22 protein-coding genes and 1 pseudogene are annotated in these 20507 nt (G+C 66.6%); 17 read left to right on the top strand and 6 right to left on the bottom strand.

Translation table 11 applies throughout. The features are described from left to right. Nucleotides 1-730: 730 nt before the first annotated feature. The 7 genes from ASF28_RS13875 to ASF28_RS13845 all read left to right on the top strand — a co-directional run bounded on the left by ASF28_RS13875 (nt 731) and on the right by ASF28_RS13845 (nt 8254). The gene (locus tag ASF28_RS13875) at nt 731-925 is read left to right on the top strand and encodes a type II toxin-antitoxin system ParD family antitoxin (RefSeq protein ID WP_056093467.1); all 195 of its coding nucleotides are present in this window, start codon (nt 731-733) and stop codon (nt 923-925) included. After that, nucleotides 912-4352, top strand: coding sequence for a PAS domain S-box protein (locus ASF28_RS13870; RefSeq protein ID WP_056093464.1), 3441 nt, complete (start codon nt 912-914; stop codon nt 4350-4352). The genes ASF28_RS13875 and ASF28_RS13870 overlap by 14 nt, the downstream gene beginning before the upstream one ends. A gap of 792 nt (nt 4353-5144) precedes the next feature. Then, the gene (locus ASF28_RS13865) at nt 5145-5573 is read left to right on the top strand and encodes a GFA family protein (protein ID WP_338011692.1); all 429 of its coding nucleotides are present in this window, start codon (nt 5145-5147) and stop codon (nt 5571-5573) included. 461 nt (nt 5574-6034) lie between these two features. Further along, nucleotides 6035-6376, top strand: a complete 342-nt coding sequence (locus ASF28_RS13860; RefSeq protein ID WP_056093459.1) for a hypothetical protein — start codon at nt 6035-6037, stop codon at nt 6374-6376. A 217-nt stretch (nt 6377-6593) separates the two neighbouring features. Next, nucleotides 6594-6920: a hypothetical protein gene (locus ASF28_RS13855; protein WP_056093456.1), complete on the top strand. Its 327-nt coding sequence runs from the start codon at nt 6594-6596 to the stop codon at nt 6918-6920. After that, the gene (locus tag ASF28_RS13850) at nt 6907-7500 is read left to right on the top strand and encodes a hypothetical protein (protein WP_056093453.1); all 594 of its coding nucleotides are present in this window, start codon (nt 6907-6909) and stop codon (nt 7498-7500) included. Before ASF28_RS13855 ends, ASF28_RS13850 begins: the two co-directional genes overlap by 14 nt. A 55-nt stretch (nt 7501-7555) precedes the next feature. Next, a complete protein-coding gene (locus ASF28_RS13845) occupies nt 7556-8254 on the top strand; it encodes a hypothetical protein (RefSeq protein ID WP_056093452.1) in 699 nt (232 codons plus the stop codon). 3 nt (nt 8255-8257) lie between these two features. On the opposite strand, the gene ASF28_RS13840 is transcribed toward ASF28_RS13845, so the two are convergent. Both ASF28_RS13840 and ASF28_RS13835 read right to left on the bottom strand, forming a co-directional pair. After that, entirely contained in the window at nt 8258-8608 is a 351-nt protein-coding gene (locus ASF28_RS13840) for a hypothetical protein (RefSeq protein ID WP_056093449.1), read from the bottom strand. A 58-nt stretch (nt 8609-8666) separates the two neighbouring features. Continuing rightward, nucleotides 8667-8909 carry a hypothetical protein gene (locus ASF28_RS13835; RefSeq protein WP_056093446.1) on the bottom strand — a complete coding sequence of 81 codons (243 nt, stop codon included), beginning with the start codon at nt 8907-8909 and terminating at the stop codon, nt 8667-8669. Between the two features lie 35 nt (nt 8910-8944). On the opposite strand from ASF28_RS13835, the gene ASF28_RS13830 reads away from it, so the two are divergent. The 8 genes from ASF28_RS13830 (at nt 8945) to ASF28_RS22600 (ending at nt 16445) form a co-directional block, all read left to right on the top strand. Beyond that, nucleotides 8945-9715, top strand: coding sequence for an NUDIX hydrolase (locus tag ASF28_RS13830; protein ID WP_056093443.1), 771 nt, complete (start codon nt 8945-8947; stop codon nt 9713-9715). An 11-nt stretch (nt 9716-9726) separates the two neighbouring features. Next, nucleotides 9727-10722 (top strand): SPFH domain-containing protein, encoded by a 996-nt coding sequence (locus ASF28_RS13825; RefSeq protein ID WP_056093440.1) that lies wholly within the window; start codon nt 9727-9729, stop codon nt 10720-10722. Between the two features lie 9 nt (nt 10723-10731). Continuing rightward, nucleotides 10732-11625: an NAD(+)/NADH kinase gene (locus tag ASF28_RS13820; protein ID WP_056093438.1), complete on the top strand. Its 894-nt coding sequence runs from the start codon at nt 10732-10734 to the stop codon at nt 11623-11625. Nucleotides 11626-12507: 882 nt separating this feature from the next. Then, nucleotides 12508-13038 carry a sigma-70 family RNA polymerase sigma factor gene (locus tag ASF28_RS13815; RefSeq protein WP_056093435.1) on the top strand — a complete coding sequence of 177 codons (531 nt, stop codon included), beginning with the start codon at nt 12508-12510 and terminating at the stop codon, nt 13036-13038. Further along, nucleotides 13035-13808 carry an anti-sigma factor family protein gene (locus tag ASF28_RS13810; protein ID WP_056093432.1) on the top strand — a complete coding sequence of 258 codons (774 nt, stop codon included), beginning with the start codon at nt 13035-13037 and terminating at the stop codon, nt 13806-13808. Before ASF28_RS13815 ends, ASF28_RS13810 begins: the two co-directional genes overlap by 4 nt. Nucleotides 13809-13817: 9 nt before the next feature. Next, nucleotides 13818-14930: a catalase family peroxidase gene (locus ASF28_RS13805; RefSeq protein WP_056093429.1), complete on the top strand. Its 1113-nt coding sequence runs from the start codon at nt 13818-13820 to the stop codon at nt 14928-14930. Further along, nucleotides 14927-15475 carry a cytochrome b gene (locus tag ASF28_RS13800; protein WP_056093427.1) on the top strand — a complete coding sequence of 183 codons (549 nt, stop codon included), beginning with the start codon at nt 14927-14929 and terminating at the stop codon, nt 15473-15475. Before ASF28_RS13805 ends, ASF28_RS13800 begins: the two co-directional genes overlap by 4 nt. Before the next feature lie 538 nt (nt 15476-16013). Further along, entirely contained in the window at nt 16014-16445 is a 432-nt protein-coding gene (locus ASF28_RS22600) for a hypothetical protein (RefSeq protein WP_157085591.1), read from the top strand. A gap of 166 nt (nt 16446-16611) precedes the next feature. On the opposite strand, the gene ASF28_RS13795 is transcribed toward ASF28_RS22600, so the two are convergent. Beyond that, entirely contained in the window at nt 16612-17532 is a 921-nt protein-coding gene (locus ASF28_RS13795; RefSeq protein WP_244475015.1) for an alpha/beta hydrolase, read from the bottom strand. A 115-nt stretch (nt 17533-17647) separates the two neighbouring features. On the opposite strand from ASF28_RS13795, the pseudogene ASF28_RS23385 reads away from it, so the two are divergent. Both ASF28_RS23385 and ASF28_RS13790 read left to right on the top strand, forming a co-directional pair. Further along, a pseudogene (locus ASF28_RS23385) lies at nt 17648-17782 on the top strand (LysR family transcriptional regulator); the annotation flags it as partial. Between the two features lie 117 nt (nt 17783-17899). After that, entirely contained in the window at nt 17900-18535 is a 636-nt protein-coding gene (locus ASF28_RS13790; RefSeq protein WP_244475037.1) for a substrate binding domain-containing protein, read from the top strand. An 18-nt stretch (nt 18536-18553) separates the two neighbouring features. On the opposite strand, the gene ASF28_RS13785 is transcribed toward ASF28_RS13790, so the two are convergent. From ASF28_RS13785 to ASF28_RS13775, 3 genes are read right to left on the bottom strand one after another with little or no spacing between them, the layout of a single operon-like run. Continuing rightward, nucleotides 18554-19120 (bottom strand): YceI family protein, encoded by a 567-nt coding sequence (locus ASF28_RS13785; RefSeq protein ID WP_056093417.1) that lies wholly within the window; start codon nt 19118-19120, stop codon nt 18554-18556. Further along, a complete protein-coding gene (locus ASF28_RS13780; protein WP_056093413.1) occupies nt 19117-19716 on the bottom strand; it encodes a cytochrome b in 600 nt (199 codons plus the stop codon). Before ASF28_RS13780 ends, ASF28_RS13785 begins: the two co-directional genes overlap by 4 nt. A gap of 29 nt (nt 19717-19745) precedes the next feature. After that, the gene (locus ASF28_RS13775) at nt 19746-20357 is read right to left on the bottom strand and encodes a YceI family protein (protein ID WP_056093409.1); all 612 of its coding nucleotides are present in this window, start codon (nt 20355-20357) and stop codon (nt 19746-19748) included. Between the last annotated feature and the right edge of the window lie 150 nt (nt 20358-20507).

Raw genomic sequence — 20507 nt, 5'->3', positions numbered from 1 at the left:
CGGTCGACCGGCGGATCGAAGGTGCAACCTTTTGACAGGTGAAGCCGGGGTTGGGCTGTCGGCCTTTACGCACCGCTTCCCGTCACCTTGAACGGCCAGCGCGAACGGACCCCTTTGCTCAATCCGCATGCATTGGGGTCATTCTGGAGGTCTGGGGCAACCCGTCTCCTCCATCCTGCGATCCATCTAGATCGGATGGATCGCTTGCTGCCGATGCCCTTCGGCTAGTTACCCGGCGGTCCCCATCCCGCATGGTTGGCGGTGGAGGCTCGGGGCTCATAAGGAGCTGGCTCTTTCCCTAATTGGGGAAAAAGCTGTGCTCAATCTTCTGCAGTTGGAGGATCGTTTCGGCCCTTCAGCGACCGTGACCGGTGGGTATGACCATGTCGTCCTGCCCCTCAATGGACATTAGGAGCATCCGCTTCCAATCTGCCTAATGAATTGGCTTTCATGTCCGGGTTGGGTGGATTTTTGCCGGTCCGCTTTCGCAAGGCAAAATGAAAAAAGCAGCTGCTCAGCCCGGTATCGGAGGTGCGCAGGTTTGCGCCACTTCCGGACCCTCGATTGGAGTCGCCGCAATGCCGCTCACAATCTCTCCCCAGTCATTGATCGAGAGATAAAATCCCGGCAGTCACGATATCCTCAGCCAAGAACAGGTGTGACGACGCAGCTGCGCGAATAGGGGTGTCGCAGGTGCGACACCGTCCCGGGGAGCTGCTAGTGGCACCCGATGGCCGCCAAACACTCCCGACACATCGCCCTGACCGAACCGCTGATTGCCTACGTCGAAGGGCAGGTCGCCAAGGGGGACTACACATCCATCAGTGAGGTCGTCAGGTCGGCGCTTCGGCTTCTGATCGCACACGACGAGGCGAAGGCCCATCGTGTGGCTGCACCGAGCAGGTCCGCCCATGGCCGGGTCTGAGAACGTCGTCGCGGAGGCCGCCCGCGATCCGGCCAGGCTCGCGACGCTCGCCGGTTACGGCATCCTCGACACCGAGGCCGAGCGGGGCTTCGATGACATCGTGCTGCTCGCGTCCCGGATTTGCGGCACGTCGGCCGCGCTGGTCAGTCTCGTCGCCGGCGACCGGCAGTGGTTCAAGGCCCGCGTCGGTTTCGACTCCTGCCAGACCCCGCTGTCGCAATCGATCTGCGCCCACGCCCTGCGGCAGCCCGGCCTGCTGGTCATCCCGGATCTTGCCGCCGACCCTCGGACCCGGAACAACGCGCTGGTCACCGGGGAGCCCCGGCTGCGGTTCTATGCCGGCGCGCGGCTGGAGACGCCGGAGGGCCTTCCGCTTGGGACCCTATGTGTGATCGACGGGAAGCCCCGCCCCGGGGGGCTGACGCCCGAACAGGCCGAGGCCCTGGAGGCGTTGGGGCGGCAGGTCATGGCGCAGATGGAACTGCGCCGGTCGATGGCGGCGCGCGACGATGCCCTGCGCACAGCCCGGGAGGCGGACGTCCGCCACGACCAGATCCTCGACAGCGCCCGCGACTACGCCATCGTGACCACTGACCTCGACGGCCTCGTGACCGGTTGGAGCGCCGGCGCCGAGGCCATCCTCGGCTGGTCCGAGGCCGAGATGCGCGGCAGGCCGGCACGGCTGTTCTTCACCGAAGAGGACGCTGTGGACGGCGCGCCCGAGCGCGAGATGCGCGTCAGTCGCCAGGAGGGGCGCGGCAACGACGAGCGCTGGCACGTGCGCAAGGACGGCTCGCGGTTCTTCGGCTTGGGCGAGATGATGCCGCTCCGCGCCGACAATGGCACGCATGTCGGTTATCTCAAGATCCTGAGGGACCGGACGGACCAACGCCTGGCCGCCGAGGCGCTCAAGCGGCAGACCGACCTGCTCCAAACCGTCACGGACCACGTCAGCGAGGCCGTGTTCCAGCTCGACCGCGACGGCCAAGTCACCTTTGCCAACCCGACGGCGCATGTCCTGCTCGGATGGGACGCCGGCACCCTGGTCGGGCAGGACCTGCACGAGGCCGCCCACCACCATCATCCGGACGGACGCCCGTTTCCGGCGTCCGAATGCGGTTTCGTGCACGCCATCCAAGAGGGGAAGACCCTTCGGCAGCGCGACGCCACGTTCTTCCATCGTGACGGGACGCCCATCGAGGTCGTTTGCTCGAACGCACCCGTCCTTCAGGGCGGGACGGTGGTTGGAGCCGTACTCACGATCTCCGACGTCACCGGCCGTCGGCTGGACGAGCGTCGCCTCAGGGAAGTCAACGACGAACTGGAGCGGCGGGTCGCAGAGCAGCGCGTATCCGAGGCACGTCAGCGCTTCCTGCTCGACCTGACCGACACCCTCCGCGACCAGGGCGGCCCGCGCGGGCGGATGCAGGCAGCGGTCGACGCCCTCGGACGGCACCTCGGGGCGAGCCGGGTCGGCTACGGCTTCGTCGAGGAGGACGGCCTGTCCGTGACCCTCGGCACCGAGTTTGTCGACGGCGTTGCGACGCTCGCCGACACCTATCCGCTCGATGCGTTCGGGCCCGGGAACGTTGCCAACCTCAGGAACGGTCGGACGTCGGTCTATCCCGACGTCGAGGCGGATGCGGACACGGCCGGTTTGGGGATGGATGCCTTCGGCATCGGCGCCATCGTCGCCGTCCCCCAGGTCCACGAGGGACGCCTACGCTCGGTCGTCTACGTGAACCAACGCGAGCCGCGGGCCTGGACGCCTGACGAGGTCGCGCTGGTCGAGGAGGTCTCGGCCCGGATCTGGGACGCCGTTGAGCGCGTCCGCGCCCAGGGCGTGTTGCAGGCTCTGAACGAGACGCTGGCGGCCCAGGTCGCCGTGCGCACCAAGGAGCGCGACCGAATCTGGCATGTTAGCCAGGACATGCTCGGCGTCGCCGACTCGAACGGGATCTGGGTGAGCATCAATCCGGCGTGGCACCGTATCCTGGGATGGGACTACCACGACATCGTCGGAAAGACCTCGGAGTGGCTCGAACATCCCGAGGACCGGGAGAGGACGCGGGCCGAGGTCAAGCGTCTCGCCGACGGTGCGCTCACGCTGGCCTTCGAGAACCGTTTTCGGGCGCGCAACGGAGGCTATCGAACCCTGTCCTGGACGGCCGTTCCGGTCGAAGGGCTGCTCTACTGCGTCTCTCGCGATGTCACCCTGGAGAAGGAGCGCGCCGCCAGCCTGCTGCAGGCCGAGGAGGCGTTGCGGCAGTCCCAGAAGCTGGAGGCCGTCGGACAATTGACCGGGGGTGTGGCACACGATTTCAACAATCTGCTCACGGTCATCAAGTCCTCGACCGATCTACTCAAGCGCCCCAACCTCTCCGAGGATCGGCGGACCCGGTACGTCGGTGCGATCTCCGACACCGTCGATCGTGCGGCCAAGCTCACGGGGCAACTGCTCGCCTTCGCCCGCCGGCAGGCGCTGCGGCCTGAGGTGTTCGATGCCGGCCGCAGCGTGAGGGCCATCGGCGAGATGGTCGGCACCCTCACCGGCGCTCGGATCGCAGTCGCGATCCGCGTCGGCGAAGAGCCCTGCCATATCAACGCGGACCCGAGCCAACTCGACACCGCCCTCGTCAACATGGCGGTCAACGCCCGCGATGCGATGGAAGGGGAGGGGAAACTCGAAATCGTGGTGGAGGCGGCAAGCCTAGTGCCCGCGATGCGGTCTCATTCCGAGCGGACCGGCGACTTTGTCCGGATCTCGCTGACCGACACCGGTTCCGGCATCCCGGCCGACCAGATCGACCGGATCTTCGAGCCGTTCTACACGACCAAGGGCGTCGGCCAGGGCACCGGCCTCGGCCTGTCCCAGGTGTTCGGCTTCGCCAAGCAATCGGGTGGCGAGGTCGTTGTCGAGAGCGAGGTCGGACGCGGCACCACCTTCTCGCTCTACCTCCCGCGCGCGGAGATCGATTCCGGCATACCCGAAGAACCCATGATCGTTGACAAGGTCGTCGACGGACGCGGGACCCACGTCCTCGTCGTCGAGGACAATCGCGAGGTCGGGACCTTCTCGACCCAGACCCTCCAGGAACTCGGCTACGGCACCCATTGGGTGACGAACGCCGGCGACGCCCTGGCGGCGTTGGCAGCAAGCCCCGGCGGCTACGATGTCGTGTTCTCCGACGTGGTCATGCCGGGCATGAACGGCGTCGAACTCGGACGCGAGGTGCGACGGCTGTATCCCGGCCTGCCGGTGGTGCTGACCAGCGGCTACAGTCACGTGCTGGCCGAGGAAACCGACCACGGCTTCGAGCTCCTTCAGAAACCGTATTCGGTCGAGGCGTTGTCGCGCATCCTCCGCCGGGCCGCCTCCAAACGTCGGCGACGCCGGGCGGCGCCCGATCATTACGAGCAGCCCTGAAACGAGTAGTTGAAACCTAACGCTTGGTACCGACCGCTCGGGGTCAACGTCCGCCAGCCTGCTCTACGGCTAGGGTGAGTCGCGACCCAATCGTCCATTCTACGACAGGCTTGGGTGGGGAGCGGACCCTGACCTTTCGCCCTGAAACGGACGTTCCGCCTCCGACCCTTCCTTGAAGTCAGGACATTCCGCTTTCGGGCGCTTGGCTGGAGCAGCCCTAACGCCTGGAGCCATCGGCCCACTCGACAAAGCTCGTGTATGTGCTTTGTAGGCAGCAGACCTCCATCCTTTTCCGCGCAATACTCGCCAGAAATAGGGGAGAAGACGATGCGAAAAAACCTTATCGCGATCTTGATCCTCGCTTTTGTCGTATCCGGTTGCTCGACAACGAATACGGGTGGTCGGAACCCGGATCGCGACAACGCATCCTCCCTTGATCCTAGCCGATCGAAGTCGTGTTACGGCGGCCCTGTCTACGTACCCTGTTAGCTGTTCCGCCAACCCGAAAAATTGGCGTTCGCAACCGCAATGTTCGCTTGGAGGCTGAATGTCTGCTTCTGGCCGAAGGGCTGAGGTCCGTTTGCCACCGAGGCTGTGTGAAAACGCGGAGGCGGTAGAAGGATTTCCCCTCGAACTCTCGACGCAGCGCTGGAACAGGCGTTTCATTGGCATCCAAACCGTCATGCCAAATGACTGGATGCCGCCGCCTGGAAGATTGTTCCTCTATTTCGGAACGCCCCTGCGTTTTCACACAGCCTGCAACCAAAGGCGACATCGCGACGTGACATTGCTATGGGCTGCGCTCCTGAACGTGAGGCCGACCCTATGCTCCGTGGACAATGCCACTGTGGCTCCATCCAATTTCAGATGCCGGATCAAGCCGTAGCAAGCTCTTTGTGCCATTGCGGCGATTGTCGGAAACAGTCGGGTGCGCCCATGCTGGCCTGGGCCATGGTGCCGAAGGCTGCCGTATCGGTTGCCGGCGAGCCGAAAGTCTACAACTCCTCACAGAGCGGGAGACGCTCGTTCTGCGGATCGTGTGGCACTGGCCTTTTCTTCACGAACGCGCCCCTTGAGCAGATGGGAATGATGCAGGTGAGGATCGCGGCGCTTGACGATCTTGAAGCTGTTGCCCCGAAGATGCAGGTGCAGACGGCTGAACGCGTGAAGTGGATGGCCTCCGCAGACGACCTACCTGCCTTTGAGCGTTTCCCGACTTGAGGAAGGACTGCTTTCCACCCCGAGCCGAAGTTGCCCGGTAGCAGACCAATGGCCGCTTTCGGGAAGCGCCCATGGCGCCCCAGGCGACCGAGTTGGGTCGGCACCCGTCTGTCCGCTCTACGACTGGGTCGGGTGGTTAGCGGACTGTCCAGTTCTGAATGTCAATTTGGCAAAGTGGACGTTCAAGTTGGGGAGAAGCTCCCGGGTGCTTGGCGCCTCGTGCGCATGCAGCCGCGTACATAACAGGAATGCTGTCGTGGTTGCTGATCGAGGCTCGGGATGGGGCAGCAGGGTGCACCACTGCACCGTGCATCCGGGAGGAGCGCCCCTTGTCGGTCATTTCAGGGCGCGGCATTGAGGCTGTGGTGGAGCCGTCGTAACGCAGCGCCTGGATCAGCGGATGTGCCTCGGCGCGGCGCCCCACCTCCTCATCGACGAACCTCATCTGCGAGCTGACATTCATGCTGTTCATCTGGTCGGGTTGGGGCATCCTGGTGATCCCCATTGTCGTCGGCACCGCGATCATCGTCGGTGCATTGGCCCAAATATCGCTCCAAGCGCTTGGACACCCCGAACTCGCGTTTCTCGCCTTCAGCCTTGGCCTTTTCGCCGCCGCTTCTTTGAACTGGGTGGTCGGTCGACGCCTCAATAGCACGCCTCCGCGCGAGCTCATCGACCCCGCCACGAATGCGCGCGTGCTGCTCACACGGCGACATGCGCTGTTCTGGATCCGAATGGAGTACTGGTCGGCACCCGTCGTACTGGCCGCCTTCGTCCCGCTGCTCGCCCTGCGCAATCTCTAGCGTCGTCGTTCCAGGGCCCGGCGCTTCAACCTCCAGGACCAGAATGCGCAGAACCGCCTCCGCGAGAAAGCCCGGCATGTCTCACAGTTCGGCCTATGCGCTGACCCTTCGGGCACGCTGCGAGGAGCGCGAAGCGGGCGGCAGGGAGAAGACTGCGTCTCATGCGGGTTCCCTGTATACGGCGCGGGACGCCCGAGGAAAAGCAGGATGGAGAGCCATGCGGACCGTTCTTGCCAAGGTAGCCAAGAGTTCTGCCGGGCCGCTCGCAACGCTTCTCGCCGCGCCGCTCCTCGGGCCGTTGGCCGTCTTGGCCGAGCCCGCTATGCCGGGCGACGTGACGGCGTACGTGACGCGGCTGCGGGACTGCAACCATTGGGGCGGGGAGGATGCCACGGACGCGGCGCGCGGCCGGGCCATCGCGGCGGCCGTGAAGCGCCTGCGCTGCGACGCCGTCGAGGCGGAAGAGCGGACCTTGCGGCGGCGGCACAGGGGCGACCCCGCCGTCCTGAAGGCCCTCGACTGGGCGCGCGATGCGGACAGCTGAGCGGGGCTCCGACGACGGTGATCCGGTCCGCCGCCGCGTCCTGCGGCTGCTGCACGTTCCGCTTCTCGGGCTGCTGCTGGCGCTCGGCCTCGCACCGGTCTTCCTGCTGTTTCCCCTCCTGCCCGCGGAGCCCGGAACCGATCCGACCCTGCGGCCCGTCGAACTCTGGCTCGGCACGGCCCTCGTCGGCGGCCTGCTGTTTCCCCTCCTGCCCGCGGAGCCCGGAACCGATCCGACCCTGCGGCCCGTCGAACTCTGGCTCGGCACGGCCCTCGTCGGCGGCCTCGTCGGGACCGTGGAGGGCGCGGCGCGGCCCCTCTACCGGGCGGCCGGCTTCGTCCTCGCCGTCGGCCTGCTCTCGATCCCGGTCCTGCGCGTCTTCCTCTGGACCGACCTTCCGGTCCCGCACGGGCTCGCGCGCTGGCTCGGCCTCAACGGGGAAGCCGCCCTCGACGCCCACCTGTACGAGATCTGGCTTTCGGCCTGGGTTTTGGCTTGGGTTTTGGCTGGGCTCGGCCTCGCGCTCCTAGGCCGGCACCTCCCGGCGCGACGCGCCCGCGTCGGCCGGGCGGCCGTTTGATGACGGCGCCGGTCGAGGATTCTGGTCCGGGATTCTCGGAAACGATTGTCCCGACATGATTGCCTCTCGATCCGACGGGACGCGAACGGCGTCCCTCGTCGTCGGCGGCTGCGGTGTCGTCCTGTTCGGCTGGGCCCTCGTCGCCTACGCGCCGGTCCTGGGGATCGCCGCGGCCGTCGTCGCGGTCCCGGCGTTCGCTCGCGCGGCGAAGCACCCGGTCGCGGTCTTCCTGGCCCTGGCGGGCCTCTCTGCCGCCGTGATCTGGACGGCGTTCGGAACGACAACAGGCTACTTCGTGCTGAACCGATCGCGGCTCGACGCCGTGGTAGCCGAGATCGCGGCCATGCCCACCCTGGTGTCCTTCGAACTTGGGCGGGACGATCCCCCGGCGGAGGCGGAGGCGGAGGGAACGGCGTGGTGGGAGAGCACCCGCCTCGTTAACGGCCGGCGCGTCACCCCGTACCGCTCGCAAGGCGCGCGCGACACGGACAGTCTGCGGGAGATCGACGTCCTGCGGGAACTCGGGGTTCCCTACGCCCGCTACCGCGCCCTCTGCGGCGCGCTCGATCGCCTCGGGCTCGCGGGGTTCACCCGCGGTCCCGGCGGCGAGATTGGCCTGGACGAACCGATTCCGGGTGGCACGCCGTGGGGCACGTCGTTCGTCTACAGCCCGGACTACGCGTTTCCGGCCGCCTCCGGGGCCGAGAGCGACCGCCGCCTCGCGCCGAACTGGTTCTTCGTGACGCGGGGCTGAGATTCACCGGACAACGCCGCCGGGTTCCTGGAAGGAAAGGCGCGCGCGCGGGGCCTCCGCCGTGGTGATGGTGCCGATCCCGAGCAGGGCCGCGAACACGAGCATCGGCACGGCCCAGACCTGCATTGGCAGACCCCAGAAGGCGTGGTCGCGCCCGACCGGCCCGAAGGTCGTTCCGTGGTTCCAGCGCCATCCGAGACCAAGGACGTACAGCGCCGCGAGGCTCCTGGTGAGGCAGACCGCCCGGTCCACTTGCGGCCTATTGACCTGCAGCAGGAGGATCAGGGGCAGGAACATCGCCGCAGCCGCCAGGAAGACGAACCAGTAGCCACGCCCGTTCCAGAACACGATCATTCGGCACTCCCCTTGCGCAGTGTATGGACCGATCTGCCCCGTCGAAGCCGCGAGCGCATCAGCCCATGGCCTCCGCGCCGGCCCGCCGGTTCCGCACCATCGCGGCGAGGGCCGCGACGATGATGGCCGCCAGCGCCCCGGCGATGACCAGAAGCGTGACGGTGCGGTTCCACAGGCGATCGAGGGCGAGATCGGTGGTGACGAGGCCGGGCCGGGCCGGATCAGGACCGCGAACATCCAGCCCTCGCCGGGTGCCGCCTCGATCGGGACCAAACGCGCTTGACTTATTTCCATTTCGCATCTTAGTTAGATGCGAGTTGAATATATGGTATTTCCTTGACTGAAGATGCCTTTCTGACAGCGTATGACCCCTCCGCCTTCGAGCGGCCAGCCGTCACTGTTGATCTCGTCCTGATGGGCCTGCGCGAGGGCCGTCCGGCAGTGCTCTTGGTGCGACGCGCCGAGCACCCCCATGCCGGCCGTTGGGCGCTGCCCGGCAGCTTCGTGGGCCTCGACGAGACCCTCGACACGGCGGCCGTGCGCGTCCTGCGCGAAAAGGCCGGATTCTTCCCGGCGGAGGCGGCTGGAGCGCACCTTGAGCAGCTCTACACCTTCGGCGCCCTCGACCGTGACCCGCGCATGCGCATCGTCACCGTTGCTTACCTCGCGCTGCTGCCGGAGGCCGCCGTCACGCGTGCGCTGGAGAGCGAGGCGGGGCTGTCCGCGGCGATCCTCGACGTGCCCTGGGCCGGCGAGGCGGGCGGCCCGGTCGCGGCCTTCGCCGAGGGAGACCGCAACCGGACGAAGCCGTTGTCCCTGGCCTTCGACCACGCCGAGATCCTCGCCCTGGCGATCCTGCGGCTGCGGGGCAAGCTCGACTATTCCGATATTGGCTTCGCTCTGCTGCCGGAGGCCTTCACCCTGCGCCAGCTGCAGGACGTGTACGAAGCGATCTTGGGCATGTCCCTGAACAAGCCAGCTTTCCGCCGCCGGATGCTCGACCGGGGCTGGCTCGCACCGACGGGCGCCCGCGAGGCCGGCACCTCGTTCCGTCCCGCCGAACTCTACCGTTTCCAAAAAACCGCTCTGATCCCACTGCGTCCCTAGAGGAGGGTCCCATGGCTACGATCCGCAACATCGGTCCGATCTCCCAGCTCAGGAGCGAAGCGAGCAGCCACGTCATCCGCTACCGCAACGGCCGCATCCGGCAGAGCGGTCGGGGTCTCGTCTTCTGGTTCCGGCCGGAAACCGCGAGCATCAGCGAGGTGCCGATGGACGATCGCGAGATGACGCTGTTCGTGCGCGGCCGCAGCCGGGACTTCCAGACCGTCGTGGCGCAGGGGACGATCGGCTGGCGCGTCGTCGATCCGGAGCGGCTGGCGAGCCGCGTCGACTTCTCGCTCGGGCTTCGCACCGGCAAACCGCAGGGCGAGCCGGTCGAGCGCATCGAGTCGCGCCTCGGTGGCATCGCTGGCCAGACGGTCCTGCAGGCGATCGGCGCCAGTCCGGTCGGCATGCTCCTCGATGCCGGCCCCGAGCCTCTGCGCTCGACCCTCGAAACCGTGCTGGAGGCGGCCCCGGCCCTGGCAGAGATCGGCATCGCGGTGGTCTCGGTACGGCTCACCAACCTCGCGCCGTCGAGCGAGCTGGAGCGGGCCTTGCAGACGCCGACCTATGAGGGCCTGCAGCAGAAGGCCGATGCGGCGACCTTCGCGCGGCGCGCCCTCGCTGTGGAGAAGGAGCGGGCCATCGCGGAGAACGAGTTGGAGACGCGCACCGAACTCGCCCAGCGTGAGGCGCTGCTCATCGCGCGGGAAGCCGAGAACGCCCGCAATCGCGCGGCGGGCCTTGCCGGGGCGCAGGGGCTGGAGGCGGCGGCGGAGGCCGAGCGCATCCGCCTCGTCGAAAGCGCCCGGGCCGAGGCCGAGCAGCGCCGAGTCGCCATCTACCGCGACCTCTCGCCGGCCGTGCTTCTCGGGCTCGCCGCCCGCGAACTCGCGGGCAAGCTGGAGACCATCGAACACGTCAACGTCACGCCGGACCTGCTGGCGACCGCGCTCGGCGCTTTTCGCGGGGTGGCCTCGCCGGTCGCGGCACCGACGCTTGCGCGCTGAGGATGCACCATGTCGGTCATCACCCCGCGAGCGGTTTTCGTCATCCGCGACACCGATTACGAGGCCCTGCTCGCCCGGCACGCCACCCGCGGTCAGGCACGGTTCTTCCTGGAGAGCCGCGGCCAGAGCTTGGCGGAGGTCGAGGCGCACCACGCCCGGTTCCACGCCGTGCTCGAGCAGGCGCGGGCCGCAGTACCGGGGGACTGGCGGCAGGCGCTGGCGCGGCGCATCGACCTCGATCGCTTCCTGTTCGCCCCCGAAGACGTCGTCGTCACGGTGGGCCAGGATGGCCTCGTCGCCAACGTGGCGAAGTACCTGCGTGATCAGCCGGTGATCGGCGTCAATCCGGCTCCCGACCTCTACGACGGTGCCCTGGCGCGGATCCCGGTGGAGCGCTTGGGCAGGCTGCTCCCGGTCAGCGTCGCCCGGGCCGCCCAGGTCGAGAGGCGCACCATGGTGCAGGCGGTCCTCGACACGGGGCAGCGGCTGCTGGCGCTCAACGAGATTTTCGTCGGCCATCGCAGCCATCAATCCGCGCGCTACCGGATCGAGGCCGACGGGGTCGCCGAGGAGCAATCATCGAGCGGCCTCATCGTCGCCTCGGGAACCGGCCTGACCGGGTGGGCCCGTTCCATCGGAGAGGCGACGCATTTGAGGCTCGGGATCGGGGTCGAGGAAACAGCGGTCGGCTACTGGGTGCGCGAGCCCTTCCCAAGCGTCGCCACCGGCACGGCCCTGAGAGCGGGCAGGCTCACGCAGGCAGCTCTCGCCGTCACGTCGCGGATGAACGAGGGCGGTGTGGTGTTCGCCGACGGGATCGAACAGGACCTCATCGCCTTCGACTGGGGCCGGCGGGTGGAGCTCGGCCCGGCCGGCCGCACCCTAAACTTGGTGGTCGGTTAGGTCTCTTGCACGGGCTCAGCGAAATATTGGCCATGTCGACGCGCCGTTCGTCGAACACGACAAGACGTACCTGTGACCACTTTCGGGCGGAGCTGGCAGCAACCGCCATGCCTGGGTCGGGCCGTCATCTGCCTTTCGGCGCACGAAGGTGCCCTGAAAGATGCGGCACCTCAAACGTGAAGCCATTCCTCGGCTTCCTCGGCGAGAACTTCCGGGCCCCGGCACCATCGGATGTGACAGTCCCGGCCCACGCCCGCACAGGCCGGAGCCTTCTGAGGCTGAGGACGCCTGAACTTGGACAGGAGTGGCGTCCTCGCGTCACCACGGGTTTAGTTCGGGATAAGTTCGCGAGCCGGGCCACCGGTCTCCTGACCACGGGCTTGAGCATAACCCGGAAGTGCGGGGTTCCGAGCGTTGCCGCTGTCGGTGTCCATTTGTCCGAGCCAATACGGCGAGCTGGTCGGGGGCGAGAGAGGCTCGGTCAGGACTGAGCGGGTGTCGGTGTGCTGAACGGTGCGGGCTTCCGAGGCACCCGTCAGAACGGCAAGCGTACAAGCAGACGCGAGGAACAGGCCCGAGAGGTTTTTTACGGAGTTCATGTCGTATCTCCATTTATCCTGCCAAGAACGATAATTTCTGGCAGCGATAACCAGACAGACGCCAGCTTTCTTTAGTTATTCCCAACCTCCCGTAAAATCTTTTCCTTGCCGATCCGGGGCACTCCATTGTGAGGGGCTATCTCGAAGGCCCGCTCAAAAAGATGTTGGGATGCTGGAATAATCCAGGATTGGCAGCGTCTATGCCTGCGTTGCCAGTCCCGGAGCACCTCCGGTCCAGCCGTCGCGAAGGCAGAGGAGCCCCGCCCATGCCAGGAGACCGGACATGACGGACATGATGCGCCTCATCGAGCCGCTGATCCCGGCGCTACGCCGCTATGCGCGGGCCCTCCTGCGCAATCCCACCGATGCCGACGACCTCGTGCAGGACTGCTTGGAGAAGGCGGTCAGTCGCTGGCATCAACGCCAGGCCGACGGCGATGCCCGGACCTGGCTCTTCGCCATCGTCCACAACCTCGCGGTGACGCAGATGCGCCAGCGCGCCCGCCGCGGAACTCACATGCCGATCGAGGACACGGCGGAAGCCAACCTCGCCGTGGCGCCCACGCAGGAGAGCGGCCTGCGCCACCGGGACCTGATGACCGCCCTTGATGCGTTGCCCGAGGAGCAGCGCAGCGTGCTCCTGCTCGTGACTGTGGAGGGTCTGTCCTACGCCGAGACGGCGCAGGTCCTCGCCATCCCGACCGGGACCGTGATGTCCCGCCTGTCCCGAGCGCGGGACCGGATGATTCAGTTGATGGACGGCGCCGAGGCGGCCGTTCCTGCCAAGCGCCCGCTCCTGCGGAGGGTAAAATGACCACGCGTCCGATCGCCGAAGACGACCTTCAAGGTCTCGTGGACGAGCGCCTCGATGCCACGCGGCGCAGCGAGGTCGAGGCCTATCTCGGCGACCACCCGGATGCCCGGGCGCGGGTCGCGCGGATGGTCGCCCTGCGCGAGGAGATGCGGGCTGCCTTTGCGCCCATCGCGGCTGAGCCGGTGCCGGTCCAGCTTAACCTGTCGCGGATCGTCGAGGCGCGCCGTCGCCCGGCTCGTCCGGCGTGGCAGGCGATGGCGGCCGGACTGCTGCTGCTTGTCGGCGGCGCCGGAGGGTGGGGCCTGCGCGAGGTGGTCTTGCCCGTACCGACCGGCATCGAGGCGCTGGCCCAGGAGGCGAGCACGAACTATGCGGTCTATGCGCCCGATCATACCCGCCCCGTCGAGCTCGTCGCTGCAAACCGCAATGAGCTTGCTAGTTGGTTCTCCAACAGGCTGAAGCGGCCAGTGGGCGTGCCGGACCTGAGCGGTTCCGGCTACCGCCTTATGGGCGGGCGCCTCGTTGCCACGCCGCAGGGGCCCGCCGGGATGCTGATGTACGATGACGGGCACGGCGCACGCTTCGTCATGCTGATGCGGCCCATGGCACAGCCCGGTGACGCACCGATGCGAGCGCATACCTCTGAGGCTTCGAACGGCTACGCCTGGGCCCAGGACGGTCTGGGCTACAGCCTCGTGGGTGCCGTCGACCCGACCGTCCTGCACCCACTGGCCAACGAGATCCGTCGCGCCACCGCGAAAGCCATCTGAAGGTCCGCCATGTCCCTCCTGAACGACCTCACCGGCGCCAGTCCCGGATTGAGCCCTCGCGGAGTCCTCCTTCGGCTCGGCGCCATCGGAGCCCTGGTCGCCGGCACCGCGGGGGCCTTCGCGTATGCCGGAGGCTGGCACTCGGTGGGGGACCTCACCCAGGCGCAAATCGTCGACCGCTTCGAGCAGGTCAACGGCCCGCATCCGGGGTTCCGGCGCAACCACGCCAAGGGACTCTGCCTCGTGGGGCACTTCGAGAGCAGCGGCGGGGGCGCGCGCGTGTCGAAGGCCTCGCTGTTCGCCACCGGCCAGGTCACCCCCGTCACCGGGCGCATCGCACTTGCGGGCGGACAGCCCTACGCGGCGGATGCGGCCACGACAGTGCGCAGCCTCGCGCTTCGCTTTCATCTTCCCTACGGCGAGGAATGGCGCACCGGCAACAACGACATCCCGGTCTTCCCGGTACGGACACCGGAGGCGTTCTACGCACAACTCCTCGCCGCCAAGCCCGATCCAGCCACGGGCAAGCCCGACCCCGAAGCGCTGAAAGCCTTCTTCGCCGCGCACCCCGAAAGCGCGAAGGCGGCGGCCCTGATCAAAGCGCGCACGATCACGTCCGGCTTCGCCAACGACACCTTCCGGAGCCTGAATGCCTTTGGCTTCGTCGCCGCGGACGGGATGCAAACGCCCGTGCGCTGGGCCTTCGTGCCGGAGCAAGCTGCCACGGCGGAGAGCTCCGCTCAGGCCGTGCGCGCGGATAAGAACTTCCTTTTCGAGGACTTCGCGGCTGCGGTCCGCCAAGGCCCCGTGCGCTGGCACCTCGTCGTCACACTGGGTGCGCCCGGCGACGCCAGCGCGGACGCGACTCTTGCTTGGCCGGCCGAGCGCACCAGCATCGACCTTGGTAGCGTGGTCGTCAGCACGACGGAGGCGGAAGCCAGCGGCAATTGCCGCGACGTGAACTTCGACCCCCTCGTGCTACCGGCTGGTATCGAGGGATCGGATGATCCGCTGCTCAGCGCACGCTCGGCAGCCTATTCGCAATCCTTCACCCGACGCGCCGGTGAACCGAAGGCGCCAAGCGCCGTGCATGACATGCCCACTCAGGGAGCCGGATTGTGAGAGATATCGCGCGCTTCAACCTGCCGGCCCGGCTGCTGCACTGGACCATAGCGGCGATGGTCCTGGCCATGCTGTTCATCGGCGTGGCGATGGTGACCTCCGTTGCCCACTACCACACCCTGGTCGCACTGCACCGTCCCCTCGGCATCGGCATCCTGGTCCTCGCGGTGCTGCGCCTGATCAACCGCTGGCGCCATCAACCACCGGAACTGCCATCGGACCTTCCGAGCTGGCAACGCCAGGCCGCCCACACCTCTCACATCCTCCTCTACGGATTGATGCTCGCGCTGCCGCTGGTCGGCTGGGCGATGCTGTCAGCGGCCGGCTATCCCATCGGCCTTGCCGGCTCCGTGGTGCTTCCGCCGATCCTGCCACGCGATCCCGGTGTCTACGCGTGGCTCCGTCCGCTGCACACGGTCTTGGCCTACACCCTATTCGGCATCATCCTCGCCCATCTCGGTGCCGCCCTGATGCACGGACTGATCCGCCGGGATGGCGTCCTGAGCAGCATGGCCCTTCGTCTGACGGCATCTAAGACGCCTTGATACAAACTCAGTCACATCGCCCAATGATGCCTCACGCGGGCTCACGTCCGCAATCGGGCTGCGCTTGCTCCCGCCTATGCGACCAGCTTGGGTCGTAATTTGCCGGACCGCTCTACGACCGGGTTGGGTGGCTTCCTGTCCGTCTGCTTCTGGATGGCTAACGCATCGAAGCGGAAGTTGTCTAATTGCATTGTCGCCGACCTGCCCTAAACCATCTCCCGGCTTGTCCGATGACGTAGTCTTGAGGTATCTACGGTTGGTCGACTAGCCGGAAAAGATACACCGACTTCATAATAACGTATACAAAATAGACACGGCGATCGACATGGAAAATGGAAGATTTATCCAAGCTTGGCGAGACGATTATCGAGGCGAATGATGTTGTCTATCACTAGTTCGCGACCCGGGTAGAAATCAGAGGTATAAGTTACAAGGTTGCAAGGTTGCAAGGTTGCAAGGTAGAAATCTGATTACTTAACGATGGTGTGAACGATCGAACTCAAGTAAATCTCGGCAAAAACGACTTAGGGGTTTTTCCATGGAGCCACGCAACCACACAGCGGCTATCCTTGGCCTCGGTATTGCCCTCTGGTTGGGTCTGTACAATGTGTTACAGCTCGCGGCCGGGCTTTCATCGCAGGCGACAATGGTCATTTCCGGTATAGCGATGTGGTCCGTTTGCATCATCATCGTGAGCGAACGCATCGGATGTCGCTGGGCTAGCCTGAAGGACTATAACACCCTGCACGGGCTCGGGTTTTGTGCACTGCTTCTCCCCGCATGCGAGGGAATATACACCCTAATCCCGACAATTTCCGAGCCAAACCCGCTCGTCTTCATAGGCGCGGGAATTTTCGTCGCAGCCGTTCAAGGCATAATTCACCGCGTCCAATTCTCGCCCGAAGAACGTGAGGCGATCCGCAAACAGCAACGTCGGCGGTTGTGGGAGTCCGAGAAAGTGCACCAATGACCGCGTAGGGTGGTTTGCGGTCCGTCCGCTTTCGGGCGCCTGAGTCGCGAAGCCGTCAGTCGGCATTCAGGGGATGCAAGAGGTCGATCCCTCCCGGCGGCATCCCTCAAGTGGTCGCGCAGCCCGACTTCGATGACCGCCTACGAAGCGCATGCGGTTCGTTCGTTCACGATCCGACGCGCGCCGAACAGATGGCCTGTCCGAGGAACGAAGCGGCGTTCGCCACCGCCGCCTGTCCGTCCGCAAGTTCGGCGTGGAACATGTGCCAGACGTGGAACATGCCGGGCCATATCTCCAGCGAGACGCGAACGCGGTTCTCGCCCAGGTGCGATGCGAGCCGGATGGCGTCGCTAAGCATCAATTCGGCCTCGCCGATCTGCACCAGGATCGGGGGTAGCCCTCGGACGTCGGCGAAAACCGGCGAAGCCTCTGGGCTGTTCGGGAGGGCGCCGCCGAGGAAGGTTCGAGCCATCAGGTCGAGGCCCGCCTTGGTGTTCAGCGGATCGAGGCCCTCGCGGTTGAACATGGATGCGCCGGTATGCTCCAGGTTCGCCCACGGGGAGAGGGCGGCCCCGCCCGCGGGTAGCGGCACGTCGGCGTTGCGGGCCATGACCATCACCGTGACCACCATGGCACCGCCCGCGGAGTCGCCCGCGAAGGTGACCGACCGTGGGTCCTGGCCCTGGTCGATCAACCAACGGTACGCGGCGAAGGTATCCTCAATCGGGGTCGGGAAGGGATGCTCCGGAGCGAGCCTGTAATCCGGCAGGTAGACCCGCGCCTTCATCGCCTTGGCGAAGGCGCCGGCCAAGCCGTAATATCCGCCCGGTCCTCCGACGATGTAGGCTCCGCCGTGGATGTAGAAGAGCACCCGGTCGCCGGCGACGTCCTCCGGCGTCACGAGAGTGCCCGGGACGCCGCCCATGTCGACAGGTTCGATCCGAACGCCGTCGGGCGTCGGATGCTCCGCCATCTTGTCGATGTAGGAGCGCCGGATCTGAGTCAGGGTCACGTCCCTGTTCTCGCCGAGGATGACGGGGCCGAGGTCCTGGAGGCTGCCGGCCCACTGGTCGAGCCGCTGGGTCACGAGATCGCTGAAGGTCATGATACGCGCTTCCTATCGCCGATAATCGGTTCAGGTGACCCATATATGCGGACGATTGGCGAATGTGCGTCAACACACCGGGGACCGGGTAGACCGCATGTCATCAGGAAACATCGGAGACATCGCAGCGTTCGTGGCGGCGGCGGAAGCGGGCAGCTTCGTCGCCGCCGCGCGCATCCGAGCGATGACGAGATCCGGGATCGCGAAGAGCGTGGGGCGGCTTGAGGGCCGCCTCGGCGTGCGGCTGTTCCATCGGACGACGCGAAGTCTCGCCCTGACGGACGATGGCCGTATCTTCCTCGACCGATGCACCCAAATCCTCTCCGATCTTGAGGATGCGGAGCTATCGATGGCCAACGGGAGCGGCGAACCGCAGGGTCTACTCCGCCTCACGGCTCCGGCCACCTTCGGACGGGTGGTGATCCTGCCCGTGCTCAACCGGTTCCTGGCGTCGTGGCCGAAGCTGCGTGCCGAGGTCAGCCTCACCGACCGGGTCAACGACATCATCGACGATGGCTACGACTTGGCGATCCGGATCGGGGAACCCCGCGAGCACGGCAGCCTGATCGCCAGGACCCTGACGCGGCAGCAGGATGTCGTCGTGGCAAGCCCGGGCTACCTGTCCACGCGACCGCCGCCCCTGCATCCCGACGACCTTACGGACCATGCCTGCCTGAGCTATCTCAGCGCCGGCCAGCACCGGGGTTGGCGCTTCGCCATCGATGGCAGGACCGCTTCGATCCGACCACGGGCGCGGCTCTCGCTGGATGGCGGCGAGGCCTTGCGGGATGCCGCCATCTCCGGTGCTGGCCTGGCCTACCTGCCGAGCTACGTTGTCGACGATGACGTCGCGAACGACCGCCTGCGGACCGTGCTCTCGGCCTACGCAGCTCCCCCCGTCCCGATCTGCGCGCTTTATCCGAGCCGGCGCCACCTGGCCTCCAAGGTCCGGCGTTTCATAGACCTCGTAGCGGCCGAGCTCTGAACCTTCGGCGTGCTTGGGTCATGTTCCCGGCTCGGCTGATGCCACGAGATCCACGTCGACTCCCACCTCCAGGGCCACCCATTGCCCCGATGCCCAGGGGCCCTTGCCGACACCGAACTCGGTGCGGACAAGGTCGAGATGCCCGACCGCGTGCGCCTTCCCGCCGTCGAGGGTGAAACGGAACGGCAGTGTGACGGGCTTGCTCTTGCCACGGATGGTCAGTGTGCCGACCGCGTCGTAGCGGCCGTCGCCCTTGTCGACGAAGCGGGTCGCCTCGAAGCGGGCCTTCGCCTCCGCCTTGACGTCGAACCAGTCCTTTTGCGGCAGCGCCTCGTCGCGCTGGACGTCGCCGGTCTTCGCCGAACTCAGGTCGATCAGGACGGTGGCGTGGCCGGTCTCGGGCTTGGCGGGGTCGAAGTCCACCGCCGCCTCGAAGCGCTGGAAGCCCCCCGTGAACGGCACCCCAACCTGAACACCCGAGAACCTGATCGCGCTCTTCGAAGGATCGACCTGCCACTCGGCGGCGAACCCGTGGGACGGCACCGTCTGGAGGGCCAGCAGGACGAGCAGGTGACGGACGTTCATGACGATGATCTCGTGAGGGGATGCCCGCCCGCGCCGCGCAGGGCCGGCGACATGCGGCGCAGGACGTCGTCGCGAAGAACCCAGTGATGGCGCAGCGCCGCCGCCACGTGCAGCAGTACGAGCAGGCCGAGGAACCAGGCGCCGTAGGCGTGGACCCACTTCATCACCGCCTCGCCGGCGGCGGGATCGACGAGTCCGGAGAGAGGCAGGTGCGGCCATGGAATCTGCCCGAACAGCACCGTCGGGATGTTGAAGGGCGAGAGCGAAACGACGGCCCAGCCGGCGAGCGGCAATCCAAGCAGCAACCCGTACAGGGCGAGGTGGGCCGCCGCGGCCGCCCGGCGCTCACGCGCCGGCATGCCGTCAGGATGGGGCGGCGGCTTTTGACCGAGACGCCACGCGAGACGCAGGACGGTCAGCAGGAGGACGGTGATGCCCACCGACTTGTGCCACTGGTACAGTTGGAACCGGCGCATCGGCGCCAGGTCCCCGTGCACCATGAGCAGGCCCATCCCGAGCAGGCCCAGCACGCAGAGCGCGCTGACCCAGTGCAGCAGGATCGCCACGCGGGTGTATCGCCGCGTTGCTTCCGACATGACCGCCCTCCGTCTCCCGGACCCAGGTGTCAGTCCTGACGCTCGAAGGCGCCCGCGATGGTGAGGTGAAGATCGTCGCCGATCAGGGGCACGTAGGTCTTCACGCCGAACTCGGAGCGCTTGATCGTGCCGGTCGCGTCGAAGCCGACCGTGTACTTCTTGCTCATCGGGTTGGCGCCGGCGCCGACCAGGGTGACGTCGAGCGTGACGGGCTTCGTGACGCCGTGCAGTGTGAGGTTGCCCAGTACCTTCGCCTTGTCCTTGCCCTGCGGCTCGACCTTCGTGGACACGAAGGTCATCTCCGGGAACTTGGCCCCGTCGAGCCACTGGTCGCCCTTGAGCTCGCCGGTGAGCTTGTCGCTGGTGGTCGAGACCGAGGCGACCGGGATCTTGATCGAGAGCTTCGACTGGGCCGGGTTCTTCGGATCGAGGGTCAGGGAGCCCGACACGTCCGAGAAGCCGCCGTGGTAGTTCGAGAAGCCCATGTGCGAGACCTTCCAGCCCACCTGGGTGTGGCCGGCGTCGACGGCATAGGTTCCGGCCTGGATCTGGGCGGGGTCGCGCGTCGGCGGTGTCTGGGCCAGGGCCGGGGCGGCCAAGGCGAGGGTCAGCGCGATGGTCGGGATGAGAAGGGTCTTCAACGTCGTTCTCCGGATGGGGGCGACGCTGGTCGCCCGGGGTGCGGGTCGGTCCCGAGACGGGGACCTCTGCGGCCCCTTCTTCTTCGATCACCGGGTCGTTCGATAGCCGGTATATATCGATGCGATCCATCGGACATGGCGATGGATCAC

The sequence above is a fragment of the Methylobacterium sp. Leaf99 genome (genome assembly GCF_001422375.1).
GTDB lineage: Bacteria > Pseudomonadota > Alphaproteobacteria > Rhizobiales > Beijerinckiaceae > Methylobacterium.
The sequence above is the reverse complement of the archived record's forward strand: the minus strand, read 5'-3'. Positions and strand labels throughout refer to the sequence as shown.

What these genes read in the sequence shown, in the direction of transcription:
- ASF28_RS13875 (WP_056093467.1), top strand. Translation starts at nt 731, where the DNA reads ATGGCCGCCAAACACTCCCGACACATCGCCCTGACCGAACCGCTGATT.
- ASF28_RS13870 (WP_056093464.1), top strand. Translation starts at nt 912, where the DNA reads ATGGCCGGGTCTGAGAACGTCGTCGCGGAGGCCGCCCGCGATCCGGCC.
- ASF28_RS13865 (WP_338011692.1), top strand. Translation starts at nt 5,145, where the DNA reads ATGGGCTGCGCTCCTGAACGTGAGGCCGACCCTATGCTCCGTGGACAA.
- ASF28_RS13860 (WP_056093459.1), top strand. Translation starts at nt 6,035, where the DNA reads ATGCTGTTCATCTGGTCGGGTTGGGGCATCCTGGTGATCCCCATTGTC.
- ASF28_RS13855 (WP_056093456.1), top strand. Translation starts at nt 6,594, where the DNA reads ATGCGGACCGTTCTTGCCAAGGTAGCCAAGAGTTCTGCCGGGCCGCTC.
- ASF28_RS13850 (WP_056093453.1), top strand. Translation starts at nt 6,907, where the DNA reads ATGCGGACAGCTGAGCGGGGCTCCGACGACGGTGATCCGGTCCGCCGC.
- ASF28_RS13845 (WP_056093452.1), top strand. Translation starts at nt 7,556, where the DNA reads ATGATTGCCTCTCGATCCGACGGGACGCGAACGGCGTCCCTCGTCGTC.
- ASF28_RS13840 (WP_056093449.1), bottom strand. Translation starts at nt 8,608, where the DNA reads ATGATCGTGTTCTGGAACGGGCGTGGCTACTGGTTCGTCTTCCTGGCG.
- ASF28_RS13835 (WP_056093446.1), bottom strand. Translation starts at nt 8,909, where the DNA reads ATGCGAAATGGAAATAAGTCAAGCGCGTTTGGTCCCGATCGAGGCGGC.
- ASF28_RS13825 (WP_056093440.1), top strand. Translation starts at nt 9,727, where the DNA reads ATGGCTACGATCCGCAACATCGGTCCGATCTCCCAGCTCAGGAGCGAA.
- ASF28_RS13820 (WP_056093438.1), top strand. Translation starts at nt 10,732, where the DNA reads ATGTCGGTCATCACCCCGCGAGCGGTTTTCGTCATCCGCGACACCGAT.
- ASF28_RS13815 (WP_056093435.1), top strand. Translation starts at nt 12,508, where the DNA reads ATGACGGACATGATGCGCCTCATCGAGCCGCTGATCCCGGCGCTACGC.
- ASF28_RS13810 (WP_056093432.1), top strand. Translation starts at nt 13,035, where the DNA reads ATGACCACGCGTCCGATCGCCGAAGACGACCTTCAAGGTCTCGTGGAC.
- ASF28_RS13805 (WP_056093429.1), top strand. Translation starts at nt 13,818, where the DNA reads ATGTCCCTCCTGAACGACCTCACCGGCGCCAGTCCCGGATTGAGCCCT.
- ASF28_RS22600 (WP_157085591.1), top strand. Translation starts at nt 16,014, where the DNA reads ATGGAGCCACGCAACCACACAGCGGCTATCCTTGGCCTCGGTATTGCC.
- ASF28_RS13790 (WP_244475037.1), top strand. Translation starts at nt 17,900, where the DNA reads ATGGCCAACGGGAGCGGCGAACCGCAGGGTCTACTCCGCCTCACGGCT.
- ASF28_RS13785 (WP_056093417.1), bottom strand. Translation starts at nt 19,120, where the DNA reads ATGAACGTCCGTCACCTGCTCGTCCTGCTGGCCCTCCAGACGGTGCCG.
- ASF28_RS13780 (WP_056093413.1), bottom strand. Translation starts at nt 19,716, where the DNA reads ATGTCGGAAGCAACGCGGCGATACACCCGCGTGGCGATCCTGCTGCAC.